Origin of the sequence: Paenibacillus sabuli (assembly GCF_014705605.1) — a bacterium.
Taxonomy (GTDB): Bacteria; Bacillota; Bacilli; order Paenibacillales; family Paenibacillaceae; genus Paenibacillus_D; species Paenibacillus_D sabuli.
Window position 1 is genome coordinate 12,453 of record NZ_JACXIZ010000010.1, and the last position, 18,176, is coordinate 30,628.

The window sequence follows — 18,176 nt, forward strand, 5'->3', positions numbered from 1 at the left end:
CTTAGTATCAAAAGTTAACTTAATGTGCATTTGAAACGGAGGTTTTGACAATGCGAGAAAAATACAATCTGCCCTGTAATATCGCACAGTCGCTCAATGTAATCGGCGACCGCTGGACGCTGCTGATCATACACGAAATTATGATTGGCCATGCTACCTTCAACGAAATTAAAAAGGGACTCGCCGGCCTCTCCTCCAAGCTATTGTCGGAGCGGCTCAAATATTTGGAGCGGGAAGGGCTCGTCGAGGCCGAGCTGTACAGCGCCCATCCGCCCCGCTACCGGTACGCCCTGACCGACGGCGGCCGAGACCTCGAGGACGTGTTCCATGCGCTGGTCGTCTGGGGCAAGCGCAATCTTCGGAAGTGTTATAAAAAGCTCACACATACTTCCTGCGGCCACGAGGTGCGCATATCGTACCACTGCGAGCACTGCGCACGCGAGGTGGAACGGAAGAATGTGAACGTCGTCACGCTCGCTCCGGAGGAGCAGCCTTCCCGCTGAGCCCGTGCGCCGCATGCGCCGCTTCGGCGCTGTCGTCGCTGGCGATTCCCGGCAGGCGGCTATCCCGACGCCCCCCATCTGCGCCGCACACGCCGCTCGAACAGCAGCACCGCCCGATCAAGCGCCAGACCGCAAAGACCAATGAAGACGATGCCGGCCATCACCAGGTCGAGCCGAATCGTATTGCGGCTGTCGACAATCAGGTAGCCTAGTCCCGATTGCGAGCCGACCATCTCGCCCGAGACAAGGAAGATCCAGGCCGTGCCGATCGCGATCCGCATACCGGCCGTGATCGACGGAAACGCCGCGGGCAATATAATTCGCGTCAGCAGAGCGTGGCCTGCAATCCCGAAATTACCGGCGACTTTCAGATAAATCGGATCGACCCCGCGCACGCCCGCAACGGTGGAGAGTAGCACCGGGAAGAAGCCCGCCAGAAAAATAATAACGATTGCGGGAGCGTTGCCGATGCCGAACCATAGCACGATGAATGGCGACCAGGCGATCGGGGAAACCGGCCTGATCACCTGCACGAGGGGGTCGGCGATCCGCCATAGCCAGGGCACGCGAGAGAACAATAGGCCGAGCCCGACACCCGCCAGGGCGGCTGCGACATACCCCGCAGCGAAGCGTAACAGGCTAACCCGCAGATGCGTCCAGAGCGCTCCGCTTTGCAGCAGCTCCGCAATGGCCCCGCCGACGTCGGCGGGAGCAGGCAGTAGCGAGGCTTCGTAATCGCCGACGAGCACTGCGAGTTGCCACACCGCCAGCAGCAGGAAGACTGCGATCGCCGCGAAGCCGAACTTGTCCAGGATGCGCATGACGCTACCCCTCGTCAGCTTGCTCGATCAGCGAGTTGTCCACGAACGCCTCGAAGCTCGGGGGATTGGGGGACAGCCCCATCTCAATCAGATATTCGCGCAACATATCGTATGCCTCCCGCTCCAGCTTCAGCTCGTCGTATTTGATCCACTGCAGTGACAGATCCAGCACCTCGTCGTCGACATCCATATAATTTTTCAGAATGGACTTGCTCTCCTCGCTTTTGTGCTCCGCGCGCGCGCCGGCCGCCAGATACTGATCCACCAGCTCTTGCGCAATCTCCCGCTCCCCGTCGATCAGCTCGCCGCGCAGTACGAGCGCGCAGTCCACCGAGTCCGGCCACAGCTCATGCGACTGGAGCAGTACCTTGCCCTTGCCGATGGCGACCGCTTTGGCCCCGAATGGCTCGGCCACGACATAGCCGGCAATCCGTCTCTCGGCCAGTGCGGCGGGCATCTCCGGCGGCGGCAGCTCAATCACCTGGACGTCCTCATAGGCCATGCCCGCTTCCTTTAGCATCTGATACAACAAGATATTATGCGTCGAATACTTGTGCGGAATGGCAAACGGCTTGCCCTTCAGATCGGACGGCGAATTGACCGACGGATCGACAACGACGACATTGCCATCCTTGTGACCAAGCGCAACCGCCTTCAGGTCTATGCCTTGCTCCTTGGCCCGCATCGCAAGCTCAATCAGCACCGAGGCCCCGTCGATATTGCCGGTGTTGAGCGCATCCATCAAATCCGGCCAAGAACCGAATTTGACCAGCTCAAGATCAAAGCTGTCAAAGCCTTCTTTGCTCATTTCCTCCTCGATATACAGCGGCGCGGCATGTGTAATCGGCAAATAGCCGAGCTTGATTGTACGCTTGGCTTCGCCGGAGTCGTCCGAACCTATGCCCGCGCCGGCACATCCAGCCACTGCTCCGATTACGAGCAGCCAGAGCGCGGCGTGCACCGCGTACTGCAGTTTTGCTCGCATTGTATATGCGCTCCTCTCATATTGTAAATTCTTCCTCGGGACCGTTGCCTGTAAGTCGAAACGCCTCCAAAATGCGTTTGCGGTACGCCTGGAAATCGCGCTGTCCGCGGTCGCGCGGCTTCGCCAGGGCGATCGCCAGCTCAGTATGTATGCGCCCTGGACCGCCCTCCATCAGCAGCACCCTGTCCGAGAGATACACCGCTTCGTCGATATCGTGCGTGACCAATACGACCGTCAACGCTTCCTTGCGCTGCAATTCCAGCAACTGATCCTGCAAATGATAGCGTGTAAAGGTATCGAGTGCGGCGAAGGGCTCATCCATGAGCAGCAGCTCCGGTCGCACAGCCAATGCTCGCGCTAACGCCACCCGCTGCTTCATCCCTCCCGATAGCTGATGCGGCAGCAGCGCGCGTTTGTCATCCAGCTGCACAAGCTGCAAATAATACCGCGCCCGCTCCCGTCGATCGGATACGGACATGCCCAGCGGCTCCAGCCCAAGCTCCACATTGCCAAGCGCCGATCTCCATGGCAGCAGGCCGTACTCCTGGAACAGCATCACCGCGCGACTGGCCGGTCCAGCCAAAGGAGCCCCCCCCAGTCGTACCTCGCCGCGATCCGGTCTGGCGAAACCGCCCAGCACATGCAGCAGCGTGCTCTTCCCGCAGCCGCTCGGTCCGACGAGCGAGACGAATTCGCCTCGCTCCACCTGCAGCGAAACATTGCTGAGCACCGGTTCTGCCCCCTCGTTGCCGGAATACGTCTTCCAGAGCCCGCTCCCTTCCAATAGTGTCTTGTGCGCTACCGTCGACTTCCTTCCTGTCGCGTCCATCGTTCTCCTCCCTTCTACTGCGACATATCCTTTTTTCTATGCGCTTCGAGCGGTCTCGTCAGCCGCTAATCACAACTAATCCAATTACTTTTATCGGATATTAGGTTATATTAATATACTTTGTTTATTTTTTCAACCTTAATTTTTCAGACTATGGGAACGCCAAAAGCCCCCGGCCGCGCTGAAATCAGCACGGCCGGGGGCTTTTGGCGTTCCTTAGCATGCGTACACGAGCATGCCTACACGCTCGGCGCTATCAGCTCCGCAGAATGCCCTCGATCGTCTCGAGCTCTTCCGCCGTGAACGCCAGATTGTCCAGCGCCTTGACGTTGTCCTCGATCTGACTGACGCGACTGGCGCCGATCAAGGCGGAGGTGACGCGGCCGCCGCGCAGCACCCAGGCCAGCGCCAGCTGCGCCAGGGACTGGCCGCGCTGCTGCGCGACCTCGTTCAACCGCTGCAGCCGCGCGACCGTCTCCGGCGTCACCGCGCTCTCCTTGAGGAAGCCGGTGGCGCTCGCCGCCCGCGAATCGGCCGGGATGCCGCCGTCCAGGTACTTGCTCGTGAGCAGCCCCTGCGCGAGCGGGCAGAAGGCGATGCTGCCGACGCCGCTCGCGTCCAGCACATCCTGCAGACCGTCCTCGATCCAGCGATTCAGCATGCTGTAGGACGGCTGATGAATGACCAGCGGCGTGCCGAGCCGGTTCAGAATGCGCACCGCTTCCTCGGTCTGCTCGGCGCTGTAGCTGGAGATGCCGACGTAGAGCGCCTTGCCTTGACGCACCATCAGATCGAGCGCGCCCATCGTCTCCTCGAGCGGGGTATCCGGATCGGGACGATGCGAATAGAAGATGTCGACATAGTCCAGCCCCATCCGCTGCAGACTCTGGTCGAGGCTGGCCATCAGATTTTTTTTCGAGCCCCATTCCCCGTACGGTCCGGGCCACATGTAGTAGCCGGCCTTGCTGGAGATGATCATCTCGTCGCGGTACGGGGCGAAGTCGGCCTTCATCATCCGTCCGAACATCTCCTCGGCCGAGCCGGCCGGCGGGCCGTAATTGTTGGCCAGGTCGAAGTGCGTGATGCCTAGGTCAAAGGCGCGGCGCAGCATGGCCCGTCCGTTGTCTTCCTTGTCCACCCCGCCGAAATTGTGCCACAGGCCCAGCGAGATCGCCGGCAGCTTGAGGCCGGAACGGCCGCTGCGGTTGTACACCATCGTCTCGTAACGCTGCTCGTGTGCGGTATATACCAATCTTGTCACGCTCCCCATAGTCTATCGTATGAATGGACTCCAGTGTAACGCATATGTACGCAAGGTATCGCGAATGCACGAGGCTTCTCGCTAATGCGTCCCCGCCGGATGTCGCTGCGTCCGCCGTACGTCCTGCTCGGCGAGCGGCACGGGCATACTGTACACCTCCGGCGGCTGGGCCGCCCGGCCGCCCTCCGGCCGGTACACCATCACCAGCAGCGAAGCGCGAGCCCGATCCACCGTGCCCTCGCGCAGGTAAGTCTTCAGATCGAACGGCAGCCGTTCCAGCATGACATGCTTGTGCAGCTCGCGCTCGCCGAGGCCGAGGGCGGCAAAATCGCCGGACACGTCCTCCGGGCGCTCGGCGAGGCGCCGCATCCACTCGCCCAGCTCGCGCTTGTCCATCGCGACGTTCCACCAGATCTTGCGCGGCTTGTACTTGTGGTTCGTAAAATAATCGAGCTTCATCAGGCCCAGTGCCACCTCGGGATCGAGCCCGGTCGCCCCGCCGACTGTCTGCAGCGCTGATTCGTGCGCGTCAGGCTGCGACGCATCATCCGCCGCATCATCCGCCGCATCATCCGCCGCAGCGCCGGAACCCGCAGCACCGTCTTGGATGCCGACCGCGCCGCTGCGCGCCGGCCCCGTCTCCTGCGTCAGCACGCGGTCTTGCAGGAATGCTTGCAGCCGCATGAACAGATCCTCGAGCTGATGGCCGATCTTCTGCCAGCCCTGCGCCTCCCAATAATCGCCGAACTGCTGGAAAAAATCGAACGGCGAGTCGAAGGCCCGCTCGATCAGATACAGCACGGTCCGGTCCATGCGATGCGCGTTCCAGTACTTCTCCAGCACGTCCTCGACGCGCTTGATGCGCACGATGTCGGCGAACGGCAGCAGCGCATTGCCGAGAATCTCGTACGGCGCGCGATCCATATACACGTAGCCGTGCTTGGCCGCGTCCAGGCGCATGCCGGTGCCGCGCAGCATCTTGAGGAAGCCGAGCTGCAGCTCCTCGGGTCCGAGCGCGAACACGTCGTTGAACGTCTTGCGGAACGTCGCGTAGTCCTCGTGCGGCAGCCCGGCGATCAGATCGAGATGCTGATCGATCTTGCCGCTCTCCTTGATCATCGTGACCGTGCGGGTCAGCTTGCGGAAGTTCTGCCGGCGCTGCACCGCTTCGTTGGTCGGGTCGTTGGTCGATTGCACGCCGATCTCGAAGCGGAAGATGCCCGGCGGCGCATGCTCGGCCAGGTATTCCAGCACCTCCGGGCGCATGATGTCCGCGGTAATCTCGAACTGGAAGATGCAGCCCTGGTGATGCGCGATCAGGAAGCGGAACATCTCCAGCGCGTAATCGCGCTTGATGTTGAACGTGCGGTCGACGAACTTGATCAGCTTCGCCCCGGAGGCGATCAGATACAGGATGTCCGCCTTGGTCCGCTCGATGTCGAAGTAGCGCACCCCGACCTCGATGCTGGAGAGGCAGAATTGGCAGCTGAACGGGCAGCCCCGGCTCGTCTCGAAGTAGACGACGCGACTGGCCAACTGGTCTGCGTCCTCCGCGAAGCGATGTGGCGACGGCAGCGCCGCCAGGTCGAGCTTGGGCCGCGGCGGCGTCACGATCGTCTCGGTGACCCCGTCCTTCGTGCGCCGGTAGGCGAGGCCGAACACCAGGTGATACTTGCGGGCGCCCGCGAGCTCGGTGAGCAGGTGATGGAACGTCTCCTCGCCTTCGCCGACGACGATGAAGTCGATCTCCGGCACCCGCTCGAGCCAGTACGGCATATCGTAGCTGACCTCGGGCCCGCCCAGCACGATCTTCAGCTCCGGCATGATCTTGCGCAGCATGCCCACCACCGTGATCGTCTCTTCGATGTTCCAGATGTAGCAGGAGAAGCCGACCACGTCCGGACGGCGGGCGAACAGATCGCTGACGATGTTCATCGCCGGGTCCTTGATCGTGTACTCGGCGATATCGATATCGTCGAAGTCCCGCTCGGCATAGGCCTTGAGACAGCGCAGGGCGAGCGACGTATGGATGTATTTTGCGTTAAGCGTTGCCAAGACTACCTTCATTGCATTCCACTTCTTCCACTAGCAAAGTCGTGCTCTCATTGTACCGAATCCCGCGCCCGGACGCAAAAGAAAAACGCCCGCGCTCCTTCGGACAAAGTAGCGCGGGCGTTCCCGCCGCAAGTCAGAACCGCAGGCTGCTGCAGATCAGCGCGGCAAGCCTGCCGCAGAACCGTCTGCGCCGCAGGTCAATCCGGCAAGCGCGCTGGGCCTGATCCCTGCTAGACTCCCGCAGGTCAGCCTCGCAGATCGATATGCAGCTTGTCGCCGATCGCCTGGGCGTCGATCACCGGGTAGCGCACCTGCCACTTGCCTCCGTCGAGCGACGCCTCGTCGGCATCGAGCCCTTGCGGCCGCTCGTCGAACGTCTCCGCATAGTCGACCAGCAGCCGGATCGGCTGATCGGGCAGCATGCGCTGCAGCTCGCTCAGCGTGTCCAGCGCCCACAGGCGCATATCGGATGCCGACGACTCGGCATACACCGTATAGAACCACGGGTCGAGCTCGGCCCGAAGGACCAGCCAGCCGCCTTCTCGCGACGCCGCCCATTCGCCGAGCTCGGCCGCGCCGTCGCTCGAGTAGATCGTGCCGAAATGAGCGGCCATCAGCTCCTCGATCTCATCCAGCTCGGCCTCCGCCAGCGAATCGGGCAGATCCGAGGCGATAAAGCTCGGCTCGTCCAGCATCTCCAGGTCCTCCCAAAAGCTTAGCGAGGATACAGCAAAGTTGATGGCCGCGCTCGTTCCCTCGATCTTGGAGGTCGTGATGCCGACCAAAAAGCCGTTCTCGTCGAACAGTGCGCCGCCGGAGCTGCCGTGATCAATCGGCGCATTGAATTGCAAATACTCGATCTCTTCATCGTAGTAAAAATTGCTGATGAGTCCTTGCGATACCGTATTCTGCAAGCCGAGCGGGCTGCCGATCGCGACGATCGAATCGCCCTTGTACAGCTCGTATGTCGTGCCGACCGTCACCGGCTCGAGCTCAAGCGGCTCCGCGGTCCGGACGAACGCAATGTCGGTCGCTTCATTGTACGCAGTGATGCCCGCGATCTCGATGGCGGTGCCGTCCCACAGATAGACGGTGCCGCTGGCCGCGTCGGCCATGACATGGTAGTTCGTCAGGATCAGATCCTCGTCGATGACGACCCCGCTGCCCTGGGCGCGGTCGGTCTCGATCATGACGACCTTGTCGTCATTGTAGGCGACGATGTCCGAGGCCGTCAGCGCCATCGGCGCTTCCCACTCGCCATACTCCTCCTCCCACTGCGCGTCCGCCGAGGTGATGTGGACCTCGCCGCTCTCCTTCGCGAAGCGGACCTCGGCGCCGAGCACGGTCGCGACGAAGCGCAGGGGCACCATCGTCGCGCCGTCGATCAGAATCGCCGGTGTGACGAGCTCGACGGATTGACCGTCTACGACCGCCTGACCCGCCCCGACCTTGATCGAGATGATTCGGCCGTCCTTGCCGGCGATGACAGTCTGCGTCTGCTGTACCCAGGTAATGCCGGCGCCCAGCGCCTCGAAGATCGGCCGCATCGGCACGAGCGTCGTATTCGCGCGCAGCACGGGCGCGGGATCGAGCGCCAGCGGTTCTTCGTCGAGATACACCGTGATGGCGCTTTGGGCCGTGGACGAAGCGGCGGCCGCCGTCTGTGCGCCGTACCCCGTTAACGGGGAGAGGGCCAGCAGCGTCGCGAGCAGGGATAAGGACAACCAATACGTAGCTTTCTTCATTTCGATTTCGCTTCCTCCAAGCAGTTGCATGATTTTGCCATACCCGCCAATCGTACCACCGCTTGCGAGGATTTGTCTATATTTACTCCCACTTGAATGTGAAGCTGGCGATGACGAAGGCCGCGATCAGCCATCCGCCCAGCAAGGCCGCGTCGTACCAGATGTCACCCAGCGACGCGCCGACGTTCATCACCTGGCGCATCCCCGTCGCCAGATGCGAGATCGGCAGCAGCTCGACAATCGGCTGCAGGAAGTCCGGCATATTGGCGATCGGGAAGAAGACCCCGCCCAAAAACAGCAGCGGGAACGAGACGAAGCCGGCAATCGGCCCTGCGCTCTCCGGCGTCTTGGCCAGCCCGGCGATAATGAAGCCGATCGACATGAACGCCAGCGTGCCCATCACGATCAGGCCGAGCAGCAGCAGCCAGGAGCCGTTGACCTGCGTGCCGAAGGCGAGCTGCCCGATCAGCACGACGATCACCGCCTGCAGGCCGTTGAGCAGCAGCCGCGCCGTAATCTGCGCGCCGATGAACGAAGCCGCGTGCAGCGGCGTGCTCTGCATCCGCCGCAGAATGCCGCGCTCGCGCCAGGAGGCGATCTGGCCGGCGACGCCGTTGAGATTATTCGACATGATCATCATCGCCACGATCCCCGGCACGAGGAAGTCGATATAGCGCAGATTGAGCGCCTGCACGCCCTCGGCCTCGACCGTGACGATCGGCTCGTAGCCGGTCCGGCTCTTGGAGATCTGATCGACCTGGGCCGAGACGGCGGCGGTGACGACCTCCGATACGGTGCGATTGGTATCGTCGGTATACAGCCGCACTACCGCTTCCCCGGCGCCCGCCTCGATGGCGTCGCCCAGTCCGGCCGGCAGCACGACGACGTATTGCGTATCCCCGTCCTGCAGCTGCTGCAGCGCGCTGTCGCGATCGTCCGCCAGCTCCGATAGCAGCACCGGATTGGCGAGCAACTGGCGCTCCAGCTCCGATGCGCCTGCGCTGCGATCCTCGTTGACGACGAGCCCCTCGAGCGTGATCGCATTGTCGCCGCCGAGGAACGAGCCGAGCAGGATCATGAAGAAGACCGGGAAGAAAAGCGTCCAGAACAGCACCTGCCGGTTGCGCGCGAACAGCCGCAGCTGCGCCAGCGTTAATTGCACATAGGCTTTCATTCTTCTCTCAGGCTCCTTCCCGTCATGTGGATGAAGACGTCTTCGAGCGTGCCCGTACGCGTTCGCAGCTCGGCGAGATCAAGTGCGCGGTGCTCCGCCCATGCGATGAGCGCAGTCAGCGTCGCCTGCGGGGCGTCGCTGTAGAGCACCCAGCTGTCCTTGCGCAGGGCGGTGTCGCGGACGCCCTCCAGCGCGCGCAGCTCGTCCGTCAGCTCCTCCGCCGGACCGGACGGCGGCGCTTCGCCGGCCGCAGCCGCGACAGCCGCAGCTGCAATACGGAATTCGATCGTGCTCTCCGTACCGAGACTGCGGATCAGCTCGCGCGGCGTGTCGAGCGCCACGACGCGGCCGCTGTCCATCAGACAGATGCGGTCGGAGAGCAGCTCGGCCTCGTCCATGTAATGCGTACTCAGGACGATCGTCTTGCCCTGGTCGCGCAGCCGCAGGATAATATCCCACAGCATGCGGCGCGCCTGCGGATCGAGGCCGGTCGTCGGCTCGTCCAGGAAGACGACCTGCGGATCGTTGACCAGCGCCAGCGCGATCGCCAGACGCTGCTTTTGTCCGCCGGACAGATGCTTGACGCGGCCGCGCAGCTTCTCCTCCAGCATGACGCTCTCCAGCAGCGGTCCGATCGGCAGCGTCGGCACCTTGTAGAAGCTCGCGTACATCTCCGTGATCTCGCGCACGGTCAGCAGATCGAACAGCGAGGTCGACTGCAGCTGGACGCCGATGACCTCCTTCACCTTGGACAGCTGCGTGCGCGTGTCGTACCCCGCCACCTTGGCGTAGCCCTCGTCCGGCTGCCGCAGACCTTCCATCATCTCCATCGTCGTCGTCTTGCCGGCGCCGTTCGGTCCGAGCAGACCGAACACCTCGCCGCGGCGCACCTCGAAGCTGACGCCGTTCACCGCGGTGAACGCGCCGTAGCGCTTGACAAGACCCGATACCTCAATGAGCGTATCCGGTTGATTCGTCGTCATTCCTTCATACCCCTCCTCTTTCGTAGTACGTCGGATAAGCCGATTCGCGCGAGCGCGTCGTCAGCCGCTGCATGAAGTATCGCAGCGCGTAGCGCGCGCAGACGAGCGCGCCCAACAAAAAGAACAGCGCCCACAGCCAGGCCGGCAGCCACGTCATGCGCGCCAGACTGGACGCATCCCCCGCCCGCGCGGGATCGGTCCAGGCGAGCAAGAGCAGCGACAGCGGCGCGAGCACCGACTCCTCAAGCGTAATAAAGGCAAGCAGCAGAAAATAGAAGCTGCGGACAAAGCGGCCGAGCAGCAGCACCGCCAGATTGACCACGCTGAAGCCGATCAGCCATACCAATCCGTAGCCCTCGTGCACGAACAACAAAAGCATCAGCACCGCCAGCACGGTCATGCCGATCAGTCCCGATCGCTCCCGGCGCCGTGCGAACAGCCAAAACAACAGCACCGCGAACAACGAGGCCGTAAAATAACCGGTCAGCGTCACAAGCAGGGAGCGCCAGCCCGGCTCGATCAACGAATACGTGACCCCGCTGTGATTGGCGTTGAGCTCGATTGCCAGCACGCTGCCGGAGAGCACCAGCGTAGCCGCCGCATGGCCGAACTCGTGAATCATCGTATCGAGCGTGCGAAAAAAATACGAAAACGGCAGCAGCCGCGTCAGCAGCAGCATCGCCACCAGAATCAGTGCCGTCAACAACCAGCGCAGCAAGGTGTTTTGCATCACATCAATCGTGGCTCCTTTCCACTCGGGCACGCAATCTTCTTCAGTCTACCATGCCCTGCGCCCCATTGCGAGTTCCTCCGGGCGCTGTATGGCGCTCAATAATATGGTACACTTCTTCTGTCTATCTACGAAGGGAGGGCGGGAACGCTCATGAAACGATTTGCCGTCATCGGCACCAACTGGATTACCGAAGCCTTCCTGCGCGCTGCCCAGGAGGAGCCGGACTTCAAGCTCGCGGCCGTCTATTCGCGCACCGAAGAACGAGCCCGCGAATTCGCGGCGCGCCATGGCGCCGAGCGCTGCTACACCGATCTGAGCGCACTGGCAGAAAGCGATGCCGTCGATGCCGTCTATATCGCCAGCCCCAATGCCTTCCATGCGGATCAGGCGATCCGCTGCATGGACGGCGGCAAGCATGTGCTGTGCGAGAAGCCGATCGCGTCCAACGCCTTCGAGCTGCGGCGCATGATCGATGCCGCCCGACGCAACGATGTCTTGCTGATGGAAGCCATGAAGTCGACGCTGCTGCCCAATTATGCGGCAGTGCGCGAGCATCTGCCCGAGCTCGGCACGGTCCGGCGATTCACCGCCAACTACTGCCAGTATTCGTCCCGCTACGACGCATACAAGCGCGGCACGGTGCTCAATGCATTCGACCCCGCTTATTCCAACGGAGCGCTGATGGACCTGGGGATCTATTGCATCTATCCGGCCGTCCTGCTGTTCGGCGCGCCCGACGAGATCAAGGCGACTGCGGTCATGCTCGATTCGGGCGTGGACGGAGAGGGCGCGCTGCTGCTGCGCTATCCGGACAAGGACGCTGTTGTGACGTATTCGAAGATTACGCAATCGGTGCTGCCCTCGGAGATTCTCGGCGAGGACGGCAGCATCGTGCTCGATGCGATCAGCGAGCCGCGCCAGGTCGAGCTGCGCCCGCGCGGCGGCGATGCGCGGCGGATCGACCGGGAGCAGGAGGAGCAGACGATGCGCTACGAGGTGCGGGAATTCCTGCGCCTGATGGGCGAGGGGCGTCGCGAGTCCGCCATCAATACGCATCAGCTCGCCTTGACGACGATGGAGATCATGGACGAGGCGCGGCGCCAGATCGGACTCGTCTACGAGGCCGACCGGATCGGCGCCCGCCACGACGCCGATCTGTCCGGCTGAACGAAGCCATCCGGCTGACGGGCCGGCATGCCCTTCGGCTGATCGGCAGCTTGATTTTCAAAAAAAAAGCGCGCTGCCCTGTGGGCAGCACGCTCTTTTTTTGATTACATCCTCACTGTTCGCCGAGCGCGGCGAGCACGTCGTCGATGGTGCGTGCATTGGCGATCGCGCCGGTATAGAGCCAGCTCGAGGTGGACGGCATTTCGTACACCTGACCGGCCTTCACAGCCGGCAGACTCTGCCAGAGGGCGGATTCGGTCGTCTGCTCGAAGCCGTCCTTGTCGCTGTTGACCAGGAAGATGTGATCGGCGTCGAGCTCGCCCAGCAGCTCGAGAGAGACCGGACGCCAGACTGCGCTCGACTCGTTCGGGACATTCGCCGACAGGCTCGAGGGCTGCAGGCCGAGATCGCCGTAGACGACGGCCCCGCTCGCCTGCGTCTGATCGACGAGATAGAATTGCTTGCCGGCGAGCCAGAGCATCTCGACCGTCTCGCCAGCCAGCTCCTGCTCCAGCTGCTGCCGCGCTTCCTCGGCCTTGGCCTCATAGGCCGCCAGCGCGTCTGCCGCCTGCTGCTCGCGGTCCAGCACCGCGCCCAGCACGCGCAGCGCCTCGCGCCAGTCGCCGGTGACCGCGTCGCCGAGCACATAGGTCGGCGCGATCTTCGTGTACTGCTCGTACAGCCCGTTCTGGACGAGCGTCTCCGAGCTGACGATGATCAGATCCGGGCCGAAGCTGGTCACCGCCTCGGGCGGCAGGGCGTAGTCGATGGTCGGCACGTCGCCGAGCCGATCCTGCAGATAATCCAGCACGCTCGTGCCTCCTGAGACCGACCACTGCGCCACAGGCTCGATGCCGAGCGTCAGCAGGTGATCCTCCAGATAGGGCGCAATGATGGCCTGCGGCTCCGCAGGGATTACGACCTCGTGCCCCATGCCGTCCGTGACGGTGCGGGGGCCTTGCGCCGCGTCTGTCTCGTCTCCTGCGCCGTTTGCACCGTTGGCCCCATTTTCACCCGCAGCGCTGTCGCGATCCGCACCTTCGCCCTGCTCGCTCGCTCCCGCTTCGTTGTTTGCCCCTGTCGCGCTTTCCGTATTGGCATTCGTCGACTCGTCCTGTCCGCCGCACGCAGCCAGCAGCAGCACGCACAGCACCAGGCACAGGGCGGCCCATCCGCCTTTGCGCGCGCGTTGTTTAAGTTCGTTAGACATGTTATTCCTCCAGCTTCCTCTTGTCCCAAATTTCGACGCTGCTCGTCAGCAGATGCTTGGACCGCGTCGCGACACTGATAATAATGATAATTATTCTCAAGTAAAAAGTCAATCTCTTTTCGCTCTTTCCGCGCGCCATTAGATCCGTGCGCACGCAATCCGCACACCCTCAATCCATACTACAAACAAAGAAAAACGCCTTGCGGCGTCCTTTGGCGGTGCGGGTGATGCAGGTGATGCGGCGCATTTCGAGAGATGACCGCATCGGGTTGTGGTGCGAGCCGGTTATTTCCGCAGCCCGAGCGTTCAGATGGCTTCGAGACATCCCGAAGCCCGGCCTTCGGAGCCGGCTGCATAAGTGGCAGTGTAGGCCTTTTCCCCCTTCGCCGCGCCGTGCGCCGTCACGAACTCCGAGAGCGCGCCGCGGAACATTAACTGCAGCGCCGCCGATTTTTCGAGATCGCTCGGTGTCGTCAGGGAGGCGCATTTGGCTACCAGCGGCGAGCCGCCGTACTCAAAAACGGAGGCCACGAACTGCGAGCAAAAAAAGGCATTCTCCCGCTTGAACTTGATGTTGAACATAATGGCAATGAGGCCGATCAGATTGTAGCGGTACCGGTTGCGCTGCTCGTCGAAGCCCTGCACGTAAGCCCGGATTTTTCGGTATCTGCGTTCGCTTACGGTGCAGCTGTAGATCGCGCAAGTCGCCGTCTTGAACAGCTCGCCGGACAGATCCTCCTTGACGAAGCCGCCGATGAAGGGGTTGCCCGGATTTTTGCGGCCAAAGCTGTAGACCTCCTTCAACTCCGGGTCAAAGGCGATCGAGGCGTGATTCAGCTCAGCCTTCGTATACATCCGAATCATACGGGTGAACCACGTGCCCGTATCCGACAACAACACATAGATTTTTTTCTCTTTCATGCCCTGTCCCCACCTGATACAATGGATTTCTTTCTAAAAATAAGCAAGTATATAATTGGGCTTACCCTTGTCTATCAATCTCTGAACGATCCTGGTCTCGCAACCAACGGACTGCGGCAGTCGTTTCGCCCTGCGCGTCAGCCGTTTCGACTTGCATGTCAGCCGCTGCATCTTGCATGTCAGCCGTTTCGCTTTGTTTATTCTATGATAGCCGAAAGCTGATTCGGAAAAATCCGTCTGATGGCGGGATTTTACCTAGACCTGAGTCGGGTTGCCCGGACGAGCAAGCTTAGCAATATATTCCCATCCTATTATAACGAATTTGCCTCCGTTTAGGTTGCTGAAAATGCGAAACGGAACGGATTGAAGCGATACGCTTGTCGGGCTCGCGCATTTCCGGTACACTAGCAGGATCGACAGGAGGAGAGACCAACATGTCTACACCGTACAAATTAATCGCCATCGACGTGGACGACACGCTGCTCAACGACGAGCTCGCAATCAGCGAGGGCACGAAAAAGGCACTCGCCGCCGCCGTCGCCCAGGGGGTCACCGTCACATTGGCGACCGGCCGGATGTTCCCGTCCGCCAAAAAAATCGCCCTGCAGGTCGAGCTCAACGTTCCGATCATCACCTACCAGGGCTCGCTCGTAAAGACGCTGATCGACGAAGAGATCCTGTACGCGCGCTACGTGCCGCAGCCGACGGCTCGGCGGATCTACGAGCTGTGCCGCGCGGAGGGCTGGCATCTGCAGTTGTATGTCGACGATGTGCTCTATGCCCAGGAGGATAACGAGAAGGTCCGGGACTATTCCAAGCTTACCAATATTCCGTTCGTTATCGAGCCGGATTACGAGCGGCTGATCGATCGGCCATTGGCCAAGATGCTGATTATCGACGAGCCGGCCAAGCTCGACGCGCTGGCCGAGCGGCTGCGCCCGCAGTTCGAAGACGTGCATATTACCAAGTCGAAGCCGCATTATTTGGAGTTTTTGCACAAGGAGGGTACGAAAGGGCACGCCGTCGCCTTCATGGCGAGCCACGTCGGCTGCACGATGGATGAGGTCATCGCAATCGGCGATTCGTGGAACGATCACGAAATGTTGGAGGTCGCGGGTCTGGGCGTCGCCATGGACAATGCGATTCCCGCACTTAAGGCGGTCGCCGACTACGTCACGCGCTCCAACAACGACGAAGGCGTACGGCATGTCATCGAGCAATTCATCCTCAAAACGCCGGTGGGCTAAGCCTAAGCCCCCGGCGTTTTTTTTAAAATTATAGAAAACATATGATTTCGCCTATACTTTTCTTAATTTCTCGGAACGAAACGGACTCGGCCATAAATGGACGGCCTCGTCGTTTCGCCTTGTAGAACGTGTACTGTAAAAGTACAGTTTATTGGTCTCGATCCGGGTGGAAATTCAAAATGAACTGTAAAAGTGCAGTTGTTTTTGGCCAAACGACTGGAAAATCGAGCATTTGCGGGATTTTAACTGCACTTATGCAGTTCAGGATGTGACTGAGCTCGTATCGCATCATATGAACTGCATTTATGCAGTCCATAGCCTGCAAAATCGGCCGGCGCGCGCGTATACGGAATGCTCGCACGGAATGCTCGCGATGCCCAGCGTGCCGCTACTCCAGCCCCGCCAGCACCTCGTACCAGATGCCGCGCGGCGCGTACAGTGTCTGGCGCACCTGCTCCCAGCCGCCGATATCCTCGATGTCGAACAGCCTCGAAGGGGTCGGGAAGCGATCGGCGGTCTCGGCGGCGACGCCTGCGTGCACCGGACGGAAGCCGTGCTCGGCGAGCAGCCGCTGCGCCCGCTCCTCTTGCAGGAAGTCCAGCAGCGCCTCGGCAACGTCCCGCGTGCCGTGCCGATCGACATTGACATCGACGAGCGCCGCAGGATTCTCGATCAGAATCGTCCGCCGGGGGCGCACGATCTCGTAGGGTACGCCCTGCCGCACGCGCGCGAGCAGCTCGTTCTCGTAGGTGACGATAACGTCTCCGACCCCATATTCAAAGGCAGCCATCGAGGCGCGACCGCTCTTGTCCAGGGAGACGACATTGCGGTGAATGCGCGCGAGCAGGCGCTTGGCCGCGGCGGGATCCGGGGTCCCCGTTCGCTCCTCGGCCTCCAGCAGGCCCGCGCCATACATCGCGTTGATGTCCCATTGCGCGCCGCCTGACGTCTTCGGATTGGGATACATGACGCCGACGCCCGGCGCGGTCAGGTCCTCCCAATCGCGGATGCCGAGCGGATTGCCCTCGCGCGTGCCGAGCACGACGATGGAGCGAGTGAGCATCCCTTCACCCGGCCCTTGGCGCCAATCATGCGTGATCAGCCCGGCTTCCTCGATCTTGTCGATGTCGCCCTCCATCGCCAGCAGCGTCACATCCGCTTCGAAGCCGCCCGCGATCGAGCGCGCCTGCGTGCCGGACGCCTCGTACGACTGCTGGAAGACGACCGTCTGCCCGGTCTGGGCCTCCCACTCGGAAGCGAATAGCGGCAGCAGCTCGCCGAGCGCATCCTTGACGACCGAATAGGCGCCGATCACCAGTGTCGCATCGGCCTCACCTGGCGTCGCTCCCCCCGGCTCGCCGCCATTCGAGCTGCAACCGAGCAGCAACGCCAGCCATGCCCCCGCTGCGATGAGCGCGCCCCGCCGCAGCCTGCCAGTCCTCCTCACAGCCTCACCTTCCTTCGTCCTGACGCTTTTAGATATGCACGGGCATCGGATCTTCCTTGAGCCCGTTCTCCATGATCCAGCTCTCGCCTTCGTTGAAGAGATAGGCTCGATGGACGAGCACCCGCACCTCTTCGCCCGGATGCAGCGTCTCCTTCTCCAGCGAACGGTAGGTAATCAGCGTCAGCTCGCCCACCTGCGCTTCCACCATCCACGCACTGCCGCGGAAGTGCAGCTGCTTCACCACCGCCGGCTCCGTCGCTGAAGCGAGGCGGAATTCGCCCGGCTTGCCGATCTCGATGTACTCGGGGCGAATGAGCGCCCGCGTGCCGATGCGCGCGTCGGCCGATTCGAAGCCCTTGAGGCGCGCCACCTGCTCGACGATCGTCGATTCGCCGACGAAGCTCGCGACGAACGGCGTCTGCGGATGCTTGTAGATGTCCCACGGCGTTCCCTTCTGCTCCAGCCGCCCTTTGTTGATAATCATGATCTCGTCTGCCACTTCGATCGCCTCGTCCTGATCGTGCGTGACGAAGATCGACGTAATGCCGAGCCGGGCTATCGTCTCCTTGAGCCAGCTGCGCAGCTCCTGCCGGATCTTGGCGTCGATGGCCGCGAACGGCTCGTCGAGCAGCAGCAGCTGCGGCTCGGGAGCCAGCGCCCGGGCAAAGGCGACGCGCTGCCGCTGGCCGCCGGAGAGCTGATGCGGATAGCGATGCTCGAAGCCCGCCAGCCCCGTCAGCGCGACCAGCGACAGCACACGCTCGCGAATCAGCGCCTTGGACTGCTTCATCACCTTGAGGCCGAAGGCGATATTGTCGTAGACGGTCATATGCTTGAAGAGCGCATAATTCTGAAACACGAAGCCGATCCCCCGCTCCTGTGGCGGCAGCCCGACCACCTTGCGCCCGTGGAAGACAATCTCGCCCGAGCTCGGCGTCTCAAGACCGGCCAGCATGCGCAGGATCGAGGTCTTGCCGCCGCCGCTCGGACCGAGCAGCCCGATCAGCCGGCCTTTGGCAATGCCGAAGCTGATGTCGCGCACCGCGTGAAAGTCGCCGTAGTGCTTGTTCAATCCGGTTACCTCAATATGCATCG

The 18,176-nt window shown here is 61.9% G+C and carries 16 protein-coding genes; 3 read left to right on the top strand and 13 right to left on the bottom strand.

The annotated features are described in order from the left end of the window. Positions 1 to 50 precede the first annotated feature (50 nt). Positions 51 to 503: a winged helix-turn-helix transcriptional regulator gene (locus tag IDH44_RS03635; RefSeq protein WP_190914801.1), complete on the top strand. Its 453-nt coding sequence runs from the start codon at positions 51 to 53 to the stop codon at positions 501 to 503. Positions 504 to 562: 59 nt separating this feature from the next. Here the strand turns inward: IDH44_RS03635 and IDH44_RS03640 are convergent, their stop codons facing one another. The 9 genes from IDH44_RS03640 to IDH44_RS03680 all read right to left on the bottom strand — a co-directional run bounded on the left by IDH44_RS03640 (position 563) and on the right by IDH44_RS03680 (position 11,086). Next, positions 563 to 1,324, bottom strand: a complete 762-nt coding sequence (locus tag IDH44_RS03640; RefSeq protein WP_190914803.1) for an ABC transporter permease — start codon at positions 1,322 to 1,324, stop codon at positions 563 to 565. A 4-nt stretch (positions 1,325 to 1,328) separates the two neighbouring features. Beyond that, a complete protein-coding gene (locus IDH44_RS03645) occupies positions 1,329 to 2,309 on the bottom strand; it encodes an ABC transporter substrate-binding protein (RefSeq protein ID WP_190914805.1) in 981 nt (326 codons plus the stop codon). A 16-nt stretch (positions 2,310 to 2,325) separates the two neighbouring features. Then, on the bottom strand, positions 2,326 to 3,138 hold the full coding sequence (locus IDH44_RS03650; protein WP_190914806.1) for an ABC transporter ATP-binding protein: 813 nt from the start codon (positions 3,136 to 3,138) through the stop codon (positions 2,326 to 2,328). A 256-nt stretch (positions 3,139 to 3,394) separates the two neighbouring features. Continuing rightward, positions 3,395 to 4,390: an L-glyceraldehyde 3-phosphate reductase gene (gene mgrA, locus IDH44_RS03655; RefSeq protein WP_190914808.1), complete on the bottom strand. Its 996-nt coding sequence runs from the start codon at positions 4,388 to 4,390 to the stop codon at positions 3,395 to 3,397. Positions 4,391 to 4,480: 90 nt separating this feature from the next. Further along, entirely contained in the window at positions 4,481 to 6,466 is a 1,986-nt protein-coding gene (locus IDH44_RS03660) for a B12-binding domain-containing radical SAM protein (protein WP_223869350.1), read from the bottom strand. 233 nt (positions 6,467 to 6,699) lie between these two features. Further along, positions 6,700 to 8,199 carry a stalk domain-containing protein gene (locus IDH44_RS03665; protein WP_190914810.1) on the bottom strand — a complete coding sequence of 500 codons (1,500 nt, stop codon included), beginning with the start codon at positions 8,197 to 8,199 and terminating at the stop codon, positions 6,700 to 6,702. Positions 8,200 to 8,281: 82 nt separating this feature from the next. Beyond that, positions 8,282 to 9,373, bottom strand: a complete 1,092-nt coding sequence (locus tag IDH44_RS03670; RefSeq protein WP_190914812.1) for an ABC transporter permease — start codon at positions 9,371 to 9,373, stop codon at positions 8,282 to 8,284. Further along, complete coding sequence (locus IDH44_RS03675) at positions 9,370 to 10,356, bottom strand: ABC transporter ATP-binding protein (protein ID WP_190914814.1); 987 nt, start codon at positions 10,354 to 10,356, stop codon at positions 9,370 to 9,372. Before IDH44_RS03675 ends, IDH44_RS03670 begins: the two co-directional genes overlap by 4 nt. Positions 10,357 to 10,360: 4 nt before the next feature. After that, positions 10,361 to 11,086: a M50 family metallopeptidase gene (locus IDH44_RS03680; protein WP_190915025.1), complete on the bottom strand. Its 726-nt coding sequence runs from the start codon at positions 11,084 to 11,086 to the stop codon at positions 10,361 to 10,363. Positions 11,087 to 11,239: 153 nt separating this feature from the next. Between IDH44_RS03680 and IDH44_RS03685 the strand changes: the two genes are divergently transcribed. Next, entirely contained in the window at positions 11,240 to 12,256 is a 1,017-nt protein-coding gene (locus IDH44_RS03685) for a Gfo/Idh/MocA family protein (RefSeq protein ID WP_190914816.1), read from the top strand. Positions 12,257 to 12,368: 112 nt separating this feature from the next. Here the strand turns inward: IDH44_RS03685 and IDH44_RS03690 are convergent, their stop codons facing one another. After that, a complete protein-coding gene (locus IDH44_RS03690; RefSeq protein WP_190914818.1) occupies positions 12,369 to 13,466 on the bottom strand; it encodes an ABC transporter substrate-binding protein in 1,098 nt (365 codons plus the stop codon). 306 nt (positions 13,467 to 13,772) lie between these two features. Beyond that, a complete protein-coding gene (locus IDH44_RS03695) occupies positions 13,773 to 14,387 on the bottom strand; it encodes a hypothetical protein (protein WP_190914820.1) in 615 nt (204 codons plus the stop codon). A 434-nt stretch (positions 14,388 to 14,821) separates the two neighbouring features. On the opposite strand from IDH44_RS03695, the gene IDH44_RS03700 reads away from it, so the two are divergent. Next, positions 14,822 to 15,634 carry a Cof-type HAD-IIB family hydrolase gene (locus IDH44_RS03700; RefSeq protein WP_190914822.1) on the top strand — a complete coding sequence of 271 codons (813 nt, stop codon included), beginning with the start codon at positions 14,822 to 14,824 and terminating at the stop codon, positions 15,632 to 15,634. A gap of 388 nt (positions 15,635 to 16,022) precedes the next feature. On the opposite strand, the gene IDH44_RS03705 is transcribed toward IDH44_RS03700, so the two are convergent. Next, positions 16,023 to 17,081: a sulfate ABC transporter substrate-binding protein gene (locus tag IDH44_RS03705; protein WP_190914824.1), complete on the bottom strand. Its 1,059-nt coding sequence runs from the start codon at positions 17,079 to 17,081 to the stop codon at positions 16,023 to 16,025. A gap of 28 nt (positions 17,082 to 17,109) precedes the next feature. Next, positions 17,110 to 18,174: a sulfate/molybdate ABC transporter ATP-binding protein gene (locus IDH44_RS03710; protein ID WP_190914826.1), complete on the bottom strand. Its 1,065-nt coding sequence runs from the start codon at positions 18,172 to 18,174 to the stop codon at positions 17,110 to 17,112. Positions 18,175 to 18,176 lie beyond the last annotated feature (2 nt).